1 protein-coding gene (only partly in view) is annotated in these 20,340 nt (G+C 54.6%); it reads left to right on the forward strand.

Annotated features, from left to right (window positions below; all coding sequences use genetic code 11):
• A protein-coding gene (locus tag MSL71_RS13740; RefSeq protein ID WP_180141242.1) for an Ig-like domain-containing protein crosses the window boundary here: on the forward strand, nt 1-20,340 show its 5' portion. Its footprint extends 20,820 nt past the window's final position; only the first 20,340 of its 41,160 coding nucleotides appear in the window; it begins with the start codon at nt 1-3; the stop codon falls past the right edge of the window.

Raw genomic sequence — 20,340 nt, forward strand, 5'->3', positions numbered from 1 at the left:
TTGAAACGGATAGTTGATGGATTACGACTAATCACGACTTTTGTTTTTTTACTGACTCTTTGCTGCGGCCTTCTTTTAGTCCCTTATGCTCATGCCAGGCCTGGATTAGATATCAGAAAATCCGATGCGATCTCCAGAAACAGTGAGTCTGAGGAATATATTTTATATGTGAAACAATGTGAAAATATTGTTTCCATCACTGTCGATAGCTGGAAAGGAAAAAACGTATACTCTCTTTCGGATGTAGCTTTTAAACGAATAGATCCCCTCAGCGCTTCGGGGGAACTTTATTTCTCATGTTCAGGGGAACGACGCTTAAACCCTCACGTTGAGTTGAATTTTGCTGACGGCACATCGGAGCCCTACTCGGAGCAGTTTGAACAGGAGACAAACAATCCCTCCATTTCTTTCAAAGAGACACATATCTCAAGAGGGGAAGAGGGCAATCAATACTTAACGACATCTGTCTCTTCACAGGATGATGTGGACGTGATGTATGTGGAGATGAGAATTGTCGGCCTTCTGGCATCTGACCTCCGTATGGTTTCTGGTGTGATTGATCAGGCCTTGCCCAAGGCTTTTGCAAATTCCGGCGAAACCCTTCGTGTTTATCCGGATTCTGATCTTCAGTCCGAGTATTCGTTGACACTTCCCATTGTTTCTTCCCTTACCGCAGAAGACATTGAGCACAACGGAATCGTAATGATTGATGCCAGTGTCGTGGATTCTTCCGGTAACCGAAATACAATGTCCAAAATTGCATTTACCGGAAGCGACGTTTCGGAGTCGTCCGAGGGACTTCAGGTTACGCCTCAGCGTATTGTTTTTACGAATATTCTTGAAACAGCCCGTCTTGCGCCTTCAGTGGAGTATCAGTTCCGGGGTAGGATCAACCTGTCCGGCTACGGGAAAGGGATTGCTTACACTTCATCCCGCCCCGATTTGGTGGGGGTCACGACGTCCGGCGTTGTTTACCCTCTGGTAGAAACCTTTCCTGCCTCAGTGGCAACGGTTGCGATTCATGTGGCCCATGCAGCTTCCGGAGAAGAGCTGACGGTGCCTGTTGTTGTTGATTCCCAGCGGACCCTTATGAGTATTAAGGCAGTCGGGGCGGATGCCCAGAATCCCTTTGTTATTGATCGTTTAAACCATGCTGTAACGCTTCCGTCAATTATGGGTGTTTTTGACGACGGAACGGAGGCAGAAATCGGTACCCAGTTTAGCATTCACTTTGAATTACCTGAATCTGCTCAAGGTATTTTAACGCTGGTGGAGGATCGCATCGCAGCAACGGCACCCGTTAGCGACACCGCGCCTTTTCAGGTGATGGTAACCTTGCAAAACGGCCCTGGGTCCTGGTCGACGCACATCCCTGTGGTTGCAATAGATGCATTGCCCGACGTGGAATTGCAGGTCACGGAAACTGCTTGCGTTGGAGAACGCATCACGGCCAAGGCCTTGGCAACGGATGATGTAGGTATTTCAGAGGTGACTTTTTTAATTAACGACGCACCGTCAGGTACCCTTAAAAATCCTCCTTATGAGTTGTTCCTTGAAGCAAGCGAGGCATTGGTGGGGAAGAAGCTTTGCTTTACTGCACGCGTTACCGACAGCGCCGGGCAAACAAATCTATCCGGTGACAAAGTGGTGACGGTTGTGAAACAGGACGTTGTCCCGGTTCCCACGCTTGCTGTGGACATGCCTTCACAGATGCAGCGCTTTGTTGAAGCAACGCCAGTTCGCTATCAACTTTCCCGTGCCGTGGACATAGAGACAGCCACACAATCCCGAGATATAGATCATGTTGACTTCTTTCTTGACGGCTCCCTGCTGGGCACCACCTATTTTCCTATGTATGAGAAGCGAGGCGAGGCTTTTTACGAGCTGTGGGCCTATGACGGAGTGGTGGATGAGATTTCTGTAGACGAGACAAGCCGGTCGTTTCATGCCGTTGTCCACGGGTCAAAGGGAAACCATGCCAAAAGTGATGCACGTTTGATCCGTATTGTCGGCAATACTCCCCCTGCCGTGCGCTGTCTCGAACCTGTTTCCGGTGCTGAGGTTTGTGCAGGGCAGACTTTGACATTCAAGGCGGAAGTTACCGATGACACCCTGGCTTCCGGAACCAGGATTGAGCTTTGGGTGAATGGAAAGCTTACGAATCAAGCCTTCTATGTGGACCATGATAAAAAACGCGATGATGCGTTTCAGGAACAGACGCATGTGGAGACGTTCCGCCTTGGTATTGGGGAGGAAATGCTGGGGAGCACCCTGGATTGCAAGGTCCAGGTCCGGGACTTTCATGGCGAAGAAGATACGACCGAAAAGATACGTGTGCATGTGAAGCAGGACCAGGCTCCCTTTGTCTCCATTTCAGCCCCTCTGGAGGGAGCCCATTTTATCGCAGGCGCTCCAATGCCCATTTCAGCAACAGCCTCGGATGATGTTGGGGTGACCAGGGTCGATTTTTACGTGAATGACAGGCTTGTGGGGGGGGATGCCACGGACCCTTACGGTGTGGCGTATCAAACGGCAAAAAACCTGGATGAAGACGTCCCCGTGAAACTTCATGCCGTGGCATATGATACCAGGGGCGTTTCGACTGTCAGTGCAGATGTCAGGGTGACGCTGGGCCGGGATCTCCAGGCTCCTGTGATTAATATTGTCTCCCCGGACGTGCAAGGTACCCAAACCGGCGATGAAACGGCATTTGTCACGGAGGGCAGTCCCTTTGTTTTTAAGGTGTCGGGATACGATAACGTCGAAGTGACGGGTCTGACCGTTAAAGGTATCACGTTTCAGGATGGCTACTTCCAGTTGGCCGGTAACCTGAAAGCGGGATTGGGTGGTGAGCACTTTAAACCCCAGCAGATTCCCGGTGTGCTCCATGCGTTTTCAGCAACAAAAATGATGACGGCCCCTGCTTTTACCGGCGGGGAAGGGGTTGTTGCAGACACATACCCGGTTCAGGTTGAAGCCGTTGATGCTTCGGGCAATGCCTCGACAGCGTCCCTTAAGATTGCGGTTGTTCCAGATGGGGCGCCTGAAGTTGTCGAGATAACATCAAATAAAAATACGTATTCTTGCCTCGATCGTGCCACCTTGTTTATCCGTACATTGGACGACCAGGGCGTGAAAGAGCTAAAGGTGAAGTGGGACAAGGTTGTGGGTGGCAGCAGTGAAACCCTCTTCGAGTCAACGGTTCCCATCACGCCGCCTCTTATCAATTCCCAAAAGACAGTCTCCCTTAATCTGCGAGATTACGGACTGGACAATACCGACCAGTCATTGAAGGTATGGGTCACGGCGGTCGATACCCAGGGGCAGTTATCAGAAACAAAAAGCCATGATATTCAGGTATCCAAAGATAGCACCCCACCCCTTGCGTCCATAGCGGAGCCTGTTGCAGGTACCTTGCTTTATGCCGGATCATCGGTTAATTTTGCGTGGAACGCCGTTGATGACACAGAGCTTTCATCTGTGGTTTTCATGCAGGGCGGTCAGATAATCAAGACGGCCTCATTGTCCAAACCCAAGGACAGTGGGGTCTTTACATTGACGGTTCCCACAGACGTTCAGACCTTTTCCTTCGCGCTTGTTGCGTCGGATTTTAACGGGAACAGCAACACATTTTACTACTCGTACGATGTTACCGCCGATCTCCCGCCCACCGTGTCTATTCGAAGTCCGGCAAACGGTATCCAGATGATGGAAGGCGACTCTTTTACCTTATCTGCAACCGCCTCTGACGATCGAGAGGTCGTTCAGTTGGAGATGTTTATCCGTGGTGATGACGGGACTCCCCATTTCTCCAAAGTCTTTAACAGCGCAGAGGTCTTCGCTGCAAATACCAAGGGAACCTACCTTTCTTCAAAGATGCGGGTGCCCCATCGTGGGGAGGACGCTGAAACAAAATGGGTGATCGGGGTTTCTGCCACGGATTCGGCCGGTCAGGTGAAAGAGTGTTTGTTGGATGTTGATACCCGGGACGATTTGGAATCTCCGTTGGCGGCTTTAGACATACCTGCCGGGGATACCTCGTGTTATCCGGGTACGGTCCTTTCCGTTGAGGGGCATGCCGAAGACAATGTCCATGTTCTTGATGTTACCCCCATCCTTCTGAACAAAGAGGGACAGGAGATCGAACTGGGTTGGGATCATTACTTACCTGTGGAGCGGGTTGAAACCATTGAAGTGCCCAACCCGGATTCCTTCGGTTCTTCCTTTGCCGGTCGACGATATTATCTTGACTTCAAAGGTGGCGTTACATTGCCCGACGAACCCGCTATTCATGTTGATGAAACATATGAGTTTTTCCTTCGAGTCAGGGATCACGGTTACAATACCCATGAAACAGGGCGTCGACATGTGAACATCAAAGGGGATGAGAATGCCCCGATGATAAACCTGGAATCTCCCTCGGATACCGCATTTGCCCATAGTCCTTTGAAGGTGAGTGTCACCATGACAGATGACTTTGGCATCGGGTCCTATGCTGTGTTCATCGGTGATGTGGACATAGAGGATGTGAGCACGTCCGTAGTGCATGAGGAGAATCTTGACAGTCCCAAGGTGACGCGGTCGTTTGAAGTGGATATCAGCGGGTACGACCCCCACGATCCTGAGAAGAACAGCGTAACGGTCGTTGTTGTTGCTGAAGATACCTCAGGTAACCGCACCCGTGAGGTCAGGCCTGTAACGATTGTGGAGGACCAGGCCCCTGTTGTTGCAATTTCCGATTCCTACCCCGATTCTCCTGTGGTCAGAGGGGCTCTTTCGTGTCAGACCTTTCGCGTGGATGACGATAACGTGTCTTCGGATTTACCGGTGTCTGTCTTCCCTGTCTATACTTCGCTGACCGGTGTGGGGGAGGGCGGTATCCGAGGTCCCACGGGCCAGGTGGCGAAAAACCCGGCCGACGAGACAGTTCCTTTTGTGGAACTGCTTTATCCGGAAGGAGAAGAGCTCCCCGGTGCCTTGTTGGTGGGAGAGCAGCCTTATGTAACGGCCGTTGACGGGAAGCTGGAAATCTGGCCCCTGCCAGAAAAGGACCTTGCAAGCAGCTATCTTTCATTGAACTTTGGTGAAGGGAAGACGGTTTCGTACCATGTGACGACACTGGAGGGCTCGGAGTGCTCGTCAGGATGGCAAGAGTTTGAGGTTGTCTCAGGAGAAGGGGTTTCCTTAAACGATCTGCTGGGCTCTTTGGATTCATCCGGGGTCCGGTATGCAGACGTTGTGCCCCAGGTTCGAGGCGAGGATGGCCAATTGCTGGCTTCTTTTATCAAGCGCATTCGTATTGATGCTCGAAACCTTAGGGCGGTTACCTCCTATTCAGCACGAACGAAACATGCGTTCAAAAAGGATCAGGTCGCCGTTGTTCTTTTTATTGAAGATCGGGGCCTGGATGAAAGCAAAGAAGCCTTTATCGCTTCACATGGGGTTAAGGAGATTACGTCGTCGCCCTCGGACATGAGCACGCGTATACCGGTGCCGGTGCTTCGGGATGCTCAGGAAATTTCGATTTTTGCCCATGGGGTGGATTGTCGTTCCCTCGACCGAACCCCCAAATCTCAATCCCTTGTCCCCTTGCTTACTAAGCAGCTTGTTGCCGATGAGGAACCTCCTTCCCTGGTCATCTCTTCACCCGGAACGGGCTCCTTCGTGCAGGCCGGAAAGCGGCTGGACATCGAGCTACTTGCCTCTGACAACACCCGGTGTGTCACATCTTTGAAAGTGATAGAAAACAACACACGAACTCTTATAGAGTATGGTGGTTTCTATGGCGTATCCGAATATTCGATTCCATACACCGTCCCAAAAGATTTTCTCGGGGGGGAAGTGGACCTGCTTGTTATCGCAGAAGATCCATCGGGCATCAAAACCACTCAGCGGGTCACGTTGCCTATTGGTGAAAACAGGGCTCCGGAGGTAGAGCTCAAAGGGTTTTACAGTTACCTGGTACCAGGTGGAACCTACAAGAAAGCGGTTACATCCAAAGAGGCCCTGGCATCCGGTGAGTTCTGGTTGAGACCGGATGAGACCTTTAAGTATGTTGCCCGCGTCTCGGACGACACTGAGCTGAAGGAATTCAGCATATGGCGCCTTGATGCTTCGGGCAACCGTGTGGACCGGGTCTATGATCATACCTTCCCTGTCGGCGATTGCCCGGCGTATCCGGTGGTGTCGCACGAGGAACATGCGGAAGTATCGTATGACCGGAACGAGGCCACCGAATACCTGGTGGAATTGACAGACGGATTGGATCAAACAACCAGCCAAACCTTTATCGTCCACCCTATCAGCAACGTTGCACCCGAAATCCGTATTACGTCACCTGCCGATAACCAGAACGTTGTGGCCGGGACCTTCCGCATCAAGGTGGACGTGGTCTTTTCCGATGATCGGGCGGTTTCCGTCGAGCAGTTGAAGGTGTCTGCCAACAATGTCCCTCTGACCATCAAAACACGAACCCCCATTGCCCTGTCGGGGTTGCGTTCGGACAGCCGGGTGAGCGATGCCGTTGACTCGATATACGACAGTCTCAGTGCCAAGTATTCCATGGCTGTTGCAGATGAGTACGGCCTGTGGACCAGCCCATATGCCGGAATGGTATCCTGTACGCTGGAAGTGCCTGCGAACCTGATTCGGTTTAAGGAGGATGTTGTTCTCCGAGCTGAAATCCTCGACACAGACGGTGAAATGGGGCGGGACAAGGTCAACATGATCGCTGCGCCCGATGACATTCGTCCGGAAGTGGCTGTCACAAAACCGGGGGCTGGGTTCTCTGTGGTGGAGGCCTCGGATTTTACGTTTGGGTTCAGGGGTTATGACAATGTAAAAGTGGACAGGCTTGAGCTTTATACCACCTTTGGGGGCCAATCTCCGGGTGGTGACTACGTGAAGAATGCCTACGGCACCTCGCCCTTCTTTTCCGTATCCGGTATTAAGGCGCGGGACTATGAGCCGGTAACCACCTTAAATATTGACACGCCGGAGTATCGGAAGATTATCCATGCACCGCGTCTGACAACAATGGACGATGCCGTTGAGGGGCTGAGTTTTCACCCCGACAATATCTATCATATCTGGATGAAGGTGGTTGCATACGATGCCGCAGGCAACGCAAGACAGCGGGAGATCGGTTACCTTATCCGGCCCGATGAACTGCCCGACATTGATATCGTTTCACCTGTCCCCAATGCGGGCCTGGTTGAGGGGAGCCGGCCCAATATAAACATCAACGCCTTTGACGATATCGGCATCGCAAAGGTTGACCTGAAGGTGATACGGGGGCCGAAATCGCCTTTGGAAATGACATCACAGGAAATTGAGGATGCAACTGAAGAGCATTTGGACTTAACTGCTCCTCCGTATCAGTTTACGTTTTCCGTCCCAGCCTTTGATCAGAAGACCGCAGAGAATAACAAGCTGTATCTTTTGGCCGAAGCCATCGATACCTTCGGGCACGCCTTTGAAGAGGCTGATGATCACAGGGTGCGTGAGGTTGTTCCCGTTCAGATCTTGAGGGATGTGCCTCCTTCCGTAAGCATCGGAGTGCCCAAAAACAACGATGAGATCATTGAAGGGAATCAGCTTCTCGTTCAGGTCAATGCCGTGGACGACATCGGCATCGATCAGGTGGTGCTCAATGTTGAGGGCTATCTGGGAGGCGATCGGACCTTTATCGATACCATCTATCCATTCGAATTCTTGGTCGCGATTCCCTATGGTCAGGCAGGTGTTGATCTCAAGCTGCGGGCATCGGCAAGGGAGAGAAGGTCCTCGGGTGAAGCCCGAACGGCTACCACGCCTTCTCCCGTTACAGTCATCGTGGAACAGGACAAGACAAAGCCTGACATTTCAATTGTCCAACCAACTGAGGGCAACGCATATGTGGTTGAGAAAAAACGCCTCTATTATGAAGCAACAGCCAAAGATAACGTTGAGGTTGCCTCGGTTCGGCTCTCGTTGTTTGCCGATAAAAATCGGGACCATGAATTTAAAGAAGCAGAAAAAGTAGCCCAGGCGTTTCTGATCTCTTCGCCGTATCGGGGGAACCTTCCCCTCGGAGCCTTCGAAGATTATCTGGAAGGCGATGCCTCCGACGTCACTGAGGTGGCGATGAAGCTTGTGATGACGGCTGTGGACGGCTCGGGCAACGACTTTTCAGATACCCGAGGGGTGACACTGAAAAGGAATCTGCCTCCGGAGGTGGTGCAACTTCAGATTCTGGATCAACGGGGGTACAACCTCGGAGATACCGTCTCAGGGGTTACCGAAGGGCGTGGCATTGTGGTCAATGTGCTGGCCCAGGACCCGGAGACCGGTGTGGCATCAGTGAGCCTCAAAAGGGCGTTGGGGGATGGGGCATTTGAGGCATCGGATTTTATATCCATGGGTAAGGACGATGCCGCACCGTTCCAGTTTCATCTGGAGGTTCCCCGTGGAGCGGTTGGGCAGACGCTCGAATTTTCGGCTACGGCCATTGACCTGGATGGGTTCGCCTCCGTTGGAGACAAGAGGCGGTCCATAACTATTCTTGCGGACCAGCCCCCTGAAGGCGTTATCGTGGAGCCGGATAACGATGAGTCCAAAGTGATCAAAGGGGAAGAGATCCAGGTCACCGTGGAGACCTGGGATGACCTGGGACCGGAGGGCATCGACAGGGTCGTTTTTTATGTAAATGATGTACCGGTTGAGACGGTGTATCACTCCATCAGTGATCAGTCGGGTTCTGCAGCCCAGGACAACCTTTACAGGACACGCGTGGCGCCCCCTGAGGGCGTTACAGGGGTAGTGATCTATGCCGACGTTTATGATGTGATGGGGCACTCGGTCAGGACAGCGCCCGTTCGTGTCGGCACGGTGGAGGATACGGTCAAGCCTGTGCTGTCAATTCTTTCTCCGGCTGATGGCGAAATTTTGACGGCCGGGGAGCAGATTAACATCACCGCCGAAGTGGTGGATATCGGTTCCATTGATGAACGCCAGGTCAACGTGCATTTTATCCGAGAGTACATGGCGGGTCGGTTTGTGTACCTGATGGACTTGAGCGGCGGTGGGGTCGGTGATGAGGTCTACGTGAACAGGGTCGCCTATACCATGGGGACCTCAACGTCACCGGAGACACGCTCTTTTGGCGATGCCGAAGGCCTCGTTACCTGCCTTGGCGATGAGACACAGGGCGCTGCGGGGGTTTCTGTGAGCCGGGAAGGCGATTTGGTCCGGCTGAGCAGTGCTTCTGCCCTTGAAGTCGTGATTGCAGATCAGAGCGATAACGGTCAATCGATCTCATTGATAGATGCAGGTCAGTGGGAAGCCCTGTACGAATCTCCGGAGCTTACCCTGGCGTTGAATCTGGACAAGAGTGATGTCGCTAACTTCGTGTATGTCTATGAACTGAAGGACTACGCGAACGGTCACCTTCTAAAGCGCGAAGGCAAGGACCATGAACGCGTTCGCAGTGTGGTGAGGGTCAATACCCGGAACCATGTGGTGAAAAGGGAGAGCACCCATGAGGTAGGGCTTCCGGTGAGCCGGCGGCTCTTCTTCAGCCCGGAGTGGCCTTCGTCAAGCGGGTCCGAGGCAGCTGCCAAGTCTGTTTATTATGGTGCGGTTGCCCAGTTCAAGGCCCCGGACAAGACCGGCGCACTGGTTGGGGCCTGGTCAACCAGGAATCCCTTTGACCTCGAAGCTGCAGACGGGCTTCTCAGTTGTGACCGGGGGGATTCGGAACTTAAGGGCTGCACCGGGCTGTTTATGGCCGATGCCGTGACAGACCCCAATGGCGGAACAGGGGGACGGGGAGATGCCTTTGCCGGTTCAGATCTTATAAACGGTGCCTCGGAGATCTTTGCCGGGACCATTACCTCTCTTCATGCTGACGCCAATTTTGTGTTGGCTGCCAAGTCCGGTGTGGAGTTCGATGGAACAGAAGGCGCAGATTTTGTAAAACAACTCAAGGCAAAGATAGCTGAAGATCCCGACTCGGGTAAGCTTTACTTCGAAAACAGCGGCGGTGAATTGCTGATTTTTACCACTGTGAACCGGGAAGCGAATTTCGGTTTGCCCTATGTACTCAAAGGGCGGATCGATATGCCGTACAAGGGCGTTTACGGGCTGGCAAGAAAAGATGACCTCGCCTTTGTGGCCAATGGCCACGGTGGTGTGCAGGTGGTGGATATCAGCAATCTGGCAGCCCCTTACCATGTGGGGTATATCAAGCCGGACGGTTACACGCGGGATGTGGTGGTCAAGGATCGCTATGGCTTTATCGCCGCTTCCCATCAGGGGGTGGTGGTGGCCGATGTGAGTGATCCCACCATGCCGGTGGTGGCGACGCTGGACACCCTGGGGGTTGCAAACCGTCTTTATCTGGAGGGCTCAACCCTCTATGTCGCGGACATGGCCGGACAGGGGACTGTCTCCCAGATCAATGTGGTGGATGTCACAGAACCTTGTCTCCCGGTGCTCTTGCGAACCGTGTCCCTTCATCCCAACCGTGCGGACTGGGTTGCCGACGGGGTGTATGACGTTACTGTGGCAGGGGGCAAAGCGTATGCCGTTGTGCACTATTCCGATCAGGAAGACAAGCCCGCCCAGGCCGTGGTGGAGGTGATTGACCTTTCTGAAGTGGGCAATCCATATACGGATCCCACGGTGCCGGCTGTAACGCATCACAGGGCATGCGCTACCGACATGGGCGGGCGAGGAATCGTCGTTGCAAGGGGCGGTGTGCAGGTGGCCGGTGGACGCCAGGGAATCCAACGGATAGAGATGCCGGAGCTTTCCGTCATTTCTCACTCTCCTGTTTCGGATGAATCGAACCTTAGCACGGACCTCGAAACCATTGAAATAGAGATCTCTGCTCCCCTGCCTGCGGATACGGTGCTTCAAGAAGCCATTACCGTGCAGGTTGAGGCTCTCCTCATGGGCGAAGATGTCTCCCATGATTTTACCCCGTCGTTTTTTCAGTGGGACGGGGAACCCGTTACATCAAGGATCCTCCTCACCCGTGTTTCCGAGGACGAGTTGTTGCCCGGTACCCGTTATCTCGTGACAATTAAGAAGGGGCTGGCTCCCCTTACAGGTGTTCCCCTTTCCAGTGATTACACCTTCGCCTTTACAACCTCTCCGGCAGGCGCTGCCGCGGCACCGGCCATTGAGAAGATCTCTCCGGCCACGGGCACAATCGAAGGGAACACGGAGATTGTGGTGGCAGGGACCGACTTTGGCGTGGCTCCCGAGTTGTACATCGGCGGGCGGCGTATTGTGGTGGAAGACGTCGGTACAACAGAGATCGAGGGGACAACCTATGATACCCTGCGCGGCAGAACCGTCCCCGGCTATGCCGGGCCGGCCTCCGTCAGGGTGGTGAATGACGTCGGCCTTGAAGATGAGGTAATGGGCGGGTTTACCTACGTGGACCTTCTCCATGTTTCCCATCTTTACCCTGCAGTGGTCCGTATCAATCAGGATAACCGCGACGACCGTGTTGAAATTACCGGGTACGGTTTTCATGACGGTATCGTGATCCGTGCCTGGCGAAGTGGGGTGGAAGGCCCGTCGGATGCAGTCTCCTTTACCGTGAACAACGACAAGCTTTCCCTCTACAGCTCAGAAAAAATGGTCTGGTTTGTTCCTGACTACGGTTTTAACTATCGCGGATTTTTGGATATCGAACTGTGCGATGACACCGGGCGCCGTCACTACATGCCCAAAGCCCTTTTCTACGGGAAGATGGGGGTGTCTTGCGAAATTCAAGCCCATCCTCCCCTTGGACGTGAACAAATCACCGCGTGGCTTGATGGGCAGAAGGATCAGCCGGACACCGACACCTCCAAGCTTCCTCCGGGTGCCATCGTGGCCTTGGAGAGTGATGCCGACCTGAACCTGGTCTATGTTCTCGGCAGGGGGATCCTTGCAGGGGAGGTAGGTCCCAAAAAAGTTGATAGCCTGGATGAATTTCATCATTACTTTGCCCCGGGGTGGATCTCTTTGGTGGCCTATGACAGGGCGCATCTTTCCAAAGCAGCCCCCATGGTTGGGTTTGGGTACTACAACCTGCCCCAGGATCTGGTTCCCACTGAGATGGTGCTCTCAGAATCACACCTTTATGTCGCTGCAAAGGGATACCATTTCCCCTATATCCAGACCCCCTATGAGGACACGTCCTGTATTCTGGTGTACGACCGCGAGGACCGGGTTCCGGGTGAGGGATCGAGTGAATCAAAAGACCGCGATATTCTTTATTCACTGCCCCTGACCTTTGCCGAGGCGCCGGTTTCCCTTGCAGTGACCGATGATCTTCTTTTTGCCGCAGAGCAGGATGGCGGGGTGGCTGTGGTCAGCATTTCAACCCCTGAAAAGCCTTCGGTGATTAAGATAATGGACCGGGTCCTGGTGGGGGGCGAACGTGTCCGGCTGAACCCTGTCAAGGTTGAGGTCCAATCGGGGATTCTCCATGTCACTGACACGAGAAACCGCCATTTTACCTTTGATATCGGTGTTCCGGGGATGCCTCAACTGGGGATGAAACCCTTCCATGGGGCAACCTCCCTGGCACGCCATGCCGACATATTGCATTTCTCATCCGGCGGAGCACTGGACCATTCGGTGTACGACACCTCTCTGCCGCAGAGTATCCGCAAGACAGGGACCTTTGACAGAGGTGGGTTTACACTTCCCGGCGGAACGTGTGACGTGGTTTCGGGCTTGAGTGTCTCAGGCAACCTCGCATTGGCAGGCTTTCCAAGTATAGCCAAGGGACCTCTGTATCTCTCCATGTTTGACACAAGTCGTTCCGATGCTCTGGGGCTCATCGATTCTCTTCGTGTGGATTTCATGCGTGGTGAACGGCTACGGGATGCCATCTACAACGACGACGGTATTTTTCTGGTGGGGTCGCAGAATCGCCTTTTCCTGATTGACGGGTATGTCAGTGACCTCATCGGGAGTTGCCCTGAGAATGGTGCAACGGGCATCCCTGTAAACACAGCAATTTCCCTTCGGTTCAATGCCGTCTTTGATGCGCAATCCCTGGACGAATTAAGACAGTATCTGTCCCTTACCACGCATACCGAGGAAGGGGAGAAGGTCGCGTGCGAGTTTACATTGAGCCTGGATGAGAGCAACTCCGGTCGGCTTGTTCTGACCCCGGTCGGAAACCTGCAGCCGAATCAGCCCTATGAAGTGGCCCTGAAAGGTGTCATCGGAAGCCGAAGGACAGAAGGGTTGTTCGATCATGTTATCCGTTTTGAGACGGGCTCGGGGCTTTCAAAACTTCCGGAAATAGTATCCGTTGAAAACGGTGTCGTCGAAACGGCGGGCGGGGATGTCTTCGTTGTCCTGCGTCATGTCGATGATCAGGCGGCTGTCCTGATTGCCGGAGAGGTGGCAGGTGTTCTTTCCGTCGAGCCAGTGGAAGGGGATGCCACAGCGCGTCGATTCAAGCTCAGGGCTCCACCCAACACAGCCGGCCCCGCAGACATCGAAGTCATCACTTCCAGCCAGGGCCGTGCACGGCGTTACGGCGTCTTGCAATATGTCGAACCCTTGCACCTGGTTTCAATCGCTCCTTCCCAGGGACCCCTGGGCGGGGGGACACGCGTGATCCTCAAGGGCATGGGCTTTCGACCAGGCCTTGCCCGTGTGCGGGTCTTTTTTGACGATATCGAGGTGTCTGCCGAGCATGTGAAGGTTCTGGATACGGAAACCGTTGAAGTGCTTACGCCTGGTGGGCGGATCGGTTCTTCCGACGTGATGGTGAAGCTGGACACCACCCAGGAAGCTGTTCTGCCCAAGGCGTTCCGGTATCAACAGCCCGTACAGAGCCATATCGAATACGGTGGCGGCCATGTGTATTCCATGACGGATGAACCCACGGGAACCTGGGTTGTGGCGACCCACAGAAACGGCCTGACCATTTATGAAACCGATGCGTCCCGGTTTACCGGGAGCCAGGATACCCCGATGAACCCGGACGACCTGCGCGGCGTCATCGACCTTGACGGAGACGGCAGGGACGATCGTGTTGTGGCGGATGTCTCTTTGGGAAGCGGTTACCATGTGACCGGGGCAGATACCTTTTTTGAACGAGGCCTTGATCGTGTCATTGCCACCGCCGTAGACCCCGAAACCCCGGGTAGTGCAAAACTTATCGTGGTGGGCTTTGACTCCCTTGATACCTCCAATACCTCGGTTGTGTCTGAATTACCCTTGCTTACGGATTTTGCCGGCGGCCTATGTGCGGACAACAACAAAGCTGTGGTGGCCATGGGGCACATGGGCCTTGGCCTGGTGGACATCTATCTCCATTCAAAATTGTACCTGAAGAATCGGATTGCCCTGCCCGATGACCAGGCCGCCCTTGACGTGGTGCGCCTTGACCGTTCATCTGACGGCGCGGAACGATACGCAGTGGCGGCAGGGGGCTTTGATACAAAAACAAACCGTTTGCTCTCAGCCGAAGAGGGCGGATTGTATATCGTTTCCAACGATGCGACCCATGGAATGAGGCTTCGCGGTCACGTGGATATCCCTGCTTCGTCTGTGGTTTGTCAGGGAACCACGGTGTATGCGGCTGCCGGCAGCCGCGGCCTTGTTATTCTGGACGCTTCCGACCCTGATCTGCCCGTGGTTCTCTCGAGGGTTACACCAGGAGGCGTTGTGCATGATGTGGATGTCAACGGCAACACGGCATATCTTGCCATGGGGGCTGAAGGGGTGTTGACGGTTGATGTGACCAATCCAGGCAACCCGGTGATCCACGGTGGCATGGAAGCCTTTGAGGGGGCGTGCCTCGAATCGGTGGTTGCCGGCAATTACGCTGCCATCGCAGGTGGCACAGGGCACAACTTAAAGCGCATCATTCAGGTGATACCCGATGTGACGTTGAAGGTGTTCCGCATCGATCCGGAGAACAGAATTTTCGGCCAAAATGCCATGGGCCGGGTGACGGCATGGTTAAGGTTCAACAAAGCCATTGATCTGTATCCGGACAATATTCACCGATTTTCCCTGCTCGATGCGTCAGGGGCATCCCTTCCTGTAGATGTGGAGATCATCAACAACGATGCCCTCCTGACCTTGAGGCCGGGTCATGGCCTTGAGAACGGGGCCACACTGACGGCGGTGGCTGAAAAGGGCATTGTTTCCGGAAAACCCATGGACGGGGGGGGCTTTATTCCGCTGTATACGTTGACGGCGGATCAGTCCTTCACATTGACGTATCGTGCAGGACACGAGGTGTATCAGACAGACGAAGATGTACCTGAGAGTACCGTAAGCGTGATCTCGGTTCGTACGGGTAAATTTCACCTGAAAGAAAAAGAAGCCTTTGCCGTCTGGTACAGGTTCAACCATCAGGTTGAGGACTCTCTATACAACAGAGAACTCTGCAAGCTGCACCACCCGGAGCAGGGGAATCTTGTGGATGAGGTGGAGATCAAGGGTACCGACGTGTTTGTTTACCTTGACGAAGCCGCAGGAATTCCCCCCGGATCCCGTATCAGGGCAGAGGTTCTGGCCGGAATGACATCCGACAAAACCGGTGTCGAGCCCCTTGAGGACGACTTCAGCCTCTGGGTGACCTATGACATAGATGCTTATGATGCCTTGGCTCTGAATGCGGTTGTGCCGCGTCGCGTCCCGGTCAATAGCAAAGAAACGATAACCATCTCCGGGTTTTGTATCTCCACCGATACGGGCAAGGTGAAGGTGACCGTTGCCGATTGTCCTCTGGAGATTCTCGAAATCACCAGCAGCTCGTCGGACGAGCGGGTGGGCATGATCAGAGCCCTTACCCCGGCGTTTACCGAAGCTGGGCTTTATGATGTGACGGTCTCGGTGAAAAAGGACGGCATCTGGCGTTCGGCCACGCTTTATGGCGGACTGGCCGTGGATGAGCCCATTGTGTTTGATCATGTGACCCCGTCGTGGGGGCCGGTGAGGGGGGGGACACGCCTTACCCTGTTCGGCAAAGGGTTTGAACCGGGCAATACCGTGATGGATGGTCTGGCTGTGGAAATCGGAACCCTTCCGGTGGCGGACATTCGCGTGTTGTCTTCCGAGCGGATGGAGGTGATAACCCCCTCAGGTCGACCCGGCCAACTGGCCGTGGAAGGTCGCGACCGATACGGAAACATGGCGCTGCTTGAAGGGGACAAAGGGTTTGGGTTCGGGTTGAAGGCCTTGGGCGCGCAGTCCACGCCTTTTTACCCGACGGACATTGTTGTGGATCACGAGGCCGGTACGGCCCTGACCAGCGGCGGGTATCTCTATCGATATCTGAGCGGTCTGAAACGCGCTGACATGGGGTTGCCCATCCTTGAAGGCAGTTTTTTCAGAATGCTGGACGATCAACCCCTTCCCGATAACCTTCGTGCCGGTGTTTTTGACATACAGGATCCAATGAATCCGATTCTCGTGGGGGGCTCGTCAGCCTTGCCGGACAGTTCGGTGGAAAAGGGGAAACTCCGTCGTTATATCGAGATGACAAAGTTGGCCAATCGAGCTTTTCTGCATGAGGATCTGGGCATTGGCTCCGGCCTGTCCCAGGAAGAAGAACGCCGGCTCGAAGAACTCAGCGGTTCGGCATACCCCGTTGGGTTCGACTCCATTCGTATCGTACCGGTGGAAGAAGAGGAGATGGGAGTCAAGCGAAAGCGTCTCTACGTGGCGAGTGGTTCAGGAGGCGTGGCTCGCCTGAACCTCGATGACCAGAACGGCCTGCAGTTGATTTCTCAGGCCCTTTTCGAAGATTCCAGCCTTTTTACGGGGGATCTCAGCAAGTCCGGTGCGGCCCTTTTTGCTGCACGCGGGGTGCTGGCTGGGTTCCCCGAATGCGAAACTCCCTGCTGTCTGGACAAAGCCGATGGTTCAGATGAGCGTATTGACCAGGTGAACTACCTTTATCCTGCAGACCCTGTGCGTATGGCTCCTCTTACAGATGCCTTCGGCAACAGCGTGAAGGGCGCCCGTGCCGTGCACCTTAACAGGGGTTGGCTCTATGCCGGTGGCGGTTTGACGGGGCATTCCATCAAACAGGGCTTTCCGTGTGATTTCTGCTCCACCGTTGCGGCCAGTGATTCCGGCTCCGGGCAATCCGTGGTTCAGGCCGTGAATCTTTTCGACTCCGCCCTGACCCGGGAGTATCTCTTCAGCGCCGGTGTCATGGATCTTCTTTCCTATGGAGACTATCTCATTGCTGCAGTGGGCCATGCAGGGGTGGAACTGGTCCATAAGGAAAAGCCCGAAGAGATCTTCAGCCTTCAAGTTAACAAAGAGATCCAGCCCAACGAAGGGCGCATCATTAAGCTGGCAAGGTATGGGAATCTTCTCTTTCTTTCATCGGATCAGGGCAGCGTGGTGGTGGCGGACATTGCCGACCCCACCCGGCCGAAAATTGTCTCTGCGGGCAACGATGAGGTGGTCGACGCCTGCGATATTTATAAAGAGAGACTTCTGACGGTTTCGGAAAACCATGGGATAAAAACCCTTGAGCTCCCCGGGGCCATGGTCCTGTCGACGTCAGTGGACGAAGGCGGGGTCCTCGCGTCAGGTGAGGCGTTCGTTGTCCGATTCAATGAGCTCATGGCCGCGGATTCTCTTCTTGTTGAAGGTGCTGTTTCGGCGCATCGCTACGACAATGGCACGGCGGTGAGCTGCAACGTCACACCGTTGGAAGAGGAAGACGGCTCAGCCGAGGCGTTTGCGTTCACTTTTGAGCGGGAGCCCGGTGTTGGCTATGAAATTCATATCAACGACGCCAGGAACCTCAGGGGAGGGGCGCTTTGGGTTCCCTATTCAGGCCATGTGAAAGCGGCAGCAGCCTCCCACGCAGGCCCCAACGTGATTTCCGTTGAAAACGGGGCGCACCACCGAAACGATGGTGCGACGATTACCGTTCATGGGCGCCATTTCAGCACTTCCGATACCTTAAAGGTGTTTGTGGACCATTTCCCCGTGGCCTTCGATCGAGAGGATGAAGAGACCCTCACCCTTTCCCCAGGAGCCCTGGACCTTCTTGGCCTTGAAGACGGACAGCATCATCTGCGCGTGACAGATGGTGAATTTGCATCGGATCTTTTGGGTAGCATTGTCATCGGAGCGAGCCCGGATGAGACCCGCTTTACCCTGTCGCCCACGTCTGGCACCATCAAAGGCAACAGGTATGCCACCATCACGGCCGACAGGAAGGCGATCCTGCCCGGGGCAAAGGTCATTCTGCGTTCGCGGCGCGGAGATGAGATTCGTACCGAAGAAGTCGCCGATGGAATTTATCTGGTCAACCTCGAAGATGATGTCGTGGATATGTCGACCTTCCGTTTCCTTCTCCCCGGTGTCGTGACTCCGGATCTTTACGGTGTCTATCTCGACATGACGGGCGAAGAGGTTTACGTGGGGGACTTTTCCTACGCCCTGCCCGACGGGCGCGGCATGGACCTTCCCAACTATCCCCCTATGCGCATCGGTGCTTCCTGGACAGACGGCAACCTGATGTATGTGGGTGTCGACAAAGGGACAGAACCGACACAGGCGAATCGATTCCTGATGGAATCAGGCTTGGAGATCTATGATATCTCCATCTGGGAACGGCCTCTGCGCCTTGCGCAGGTGCGTACCGAGCAGCCGGTAAGCGGGCTTGAAGTATACGGGGGCCTGGCCTACCTTGCATCGGGCAGTGACGGGCTGTTGACCGTGAGCATCCATGACCCCGAGCACCCCCATGTAATCGGAAAGGCCAAGGTTCCAGGGTATACAGCTACAGATGTGGCATTGAATCGAAGCACCGGTGTTCTGGCCATGGCCGTTGCCGACGAGCTGGGCGGTGGGTTTATTCGCTTTTTTGATGTCAACGACCCCGAACTGGATTTCCCCGAGGGGTACAGCACGTTTTCTCTGTCCCGAGAGGGATTGGTCGGGCGTCCTCTGGATCTCCAGTGGCTGGATGACAGCCTTTATATTCTTTACGAGAGCAACGGGGTGCTGAACATTGCCATTGTCAACGGTCTGGGCGGCACGGTTTCCTGGACCACCCATGATTTGGACAGGCAGGTCGGCGAAGACGGCAGGGCTTCCCTTTTGGTGCAGTACGGCCAAGTCCTGGTGAGCACCGAAGCAGAGTACGCCATTTATCAACCCGATGAATCGCAGCAGCTCCAGGCCGTATACTGGAATGCCGTGGCTGATCAGGGCGGTGAACTCATTGCCCATGGGGGCGGGATTTTTGTGGCCGGTGGTCAGGGCATCAACGAGAGTTCGGTGCCGGATCTTGCCGTTACCGGTGTTTATCCTGCCGCCGGAGCCGTCCTCGTGCCCGGGGCCTCCCTCACCATTGAGTTGAATCAGCTGATCGATACGGATTCTGCCACCCTTGCGGCGGGTGTGCGCCTTGTGGGCAGCGAGGGTGAGAACCTTGATGCCCAGTACAGCCTGGAAGGGATCAACACCCTGAACGGCGGAATCATCACCCTTACTCTGAACGAGACTCCGGGGTGGACCGGCAGCGCCCGTCTTGAGATTACGCAGGCCCTCAAAGGGCTGAGCGGCAGGGCCCTTATTACCCCGGTGACCCTTGGTTATCACGTGTCAGCCGGCATGATGCCCCAAGTGGCTTCGGTGGCTCGCCTGGTGGGAGATGAGGAGAAAAACCATTACTTCCATGGTGACGGAACAGAAACAGCGGTTATTCATGGCAGGAATTTTGGCAATACCAAAAATGGCCTGACGGTTTACCTGGGGGAAACTCCGATTAGTGCCTCACAGATTTTGTCGGTTACAGACGACAAACTCGAAGTGAGCGTTCCTGAGCTGAGCCTGGCTGTACACACGGCAGCTCTCTCGGTTACCGTGGTCCGTGACGGCATGGGGCTTCCCTTGAACGGTGCCATGATCGTGCAACCGGCGGTTGTGCTTCAGGATATTTATCCTGCAACGGGTCCGCCCCAGGGTGGAGACATTATCAAGATCTACGGTGTCGGTTTTAACCACGACGTGGTGGTGAGATTCGGCGGGAGCGTGGCAGGCGACCTTGTGGTGCGGGACAGCAGCCTTGTGGAAGTTCGGGTGCCTGCCGGAGCCTTCGGTGCCGTGGATGTTTCCGTCGAGAGCACGCTTTTCCCCGAAGAAAAAAGTGTCCTGTCCGGGGCCTGGTTCTACGCCAATCAGGCCACCGGGTCAGTGGACCTTTCTGACAGCGGGCATCAGACCAGCCCCGTGACAGCCATGGTCATGAAAGATCAGCTGCTTTATGCCGTGACTGGTGGATCATACACGACTGTCAATACCAATGGCCAGGTCCTCTCCGAGCTTACCACGCCCAGAGGTCAGCTTGTC

This window comes from Desulfoluna butyratoxydans (genome assembly GCF_900699765.1).
Lineage (GTDB): Bacteria > Desulfobacterota > Desulfobacteria > Desulfobacterales > Desulfolunaceae > Desulfoluna > Desulfoluna butyratoxydans.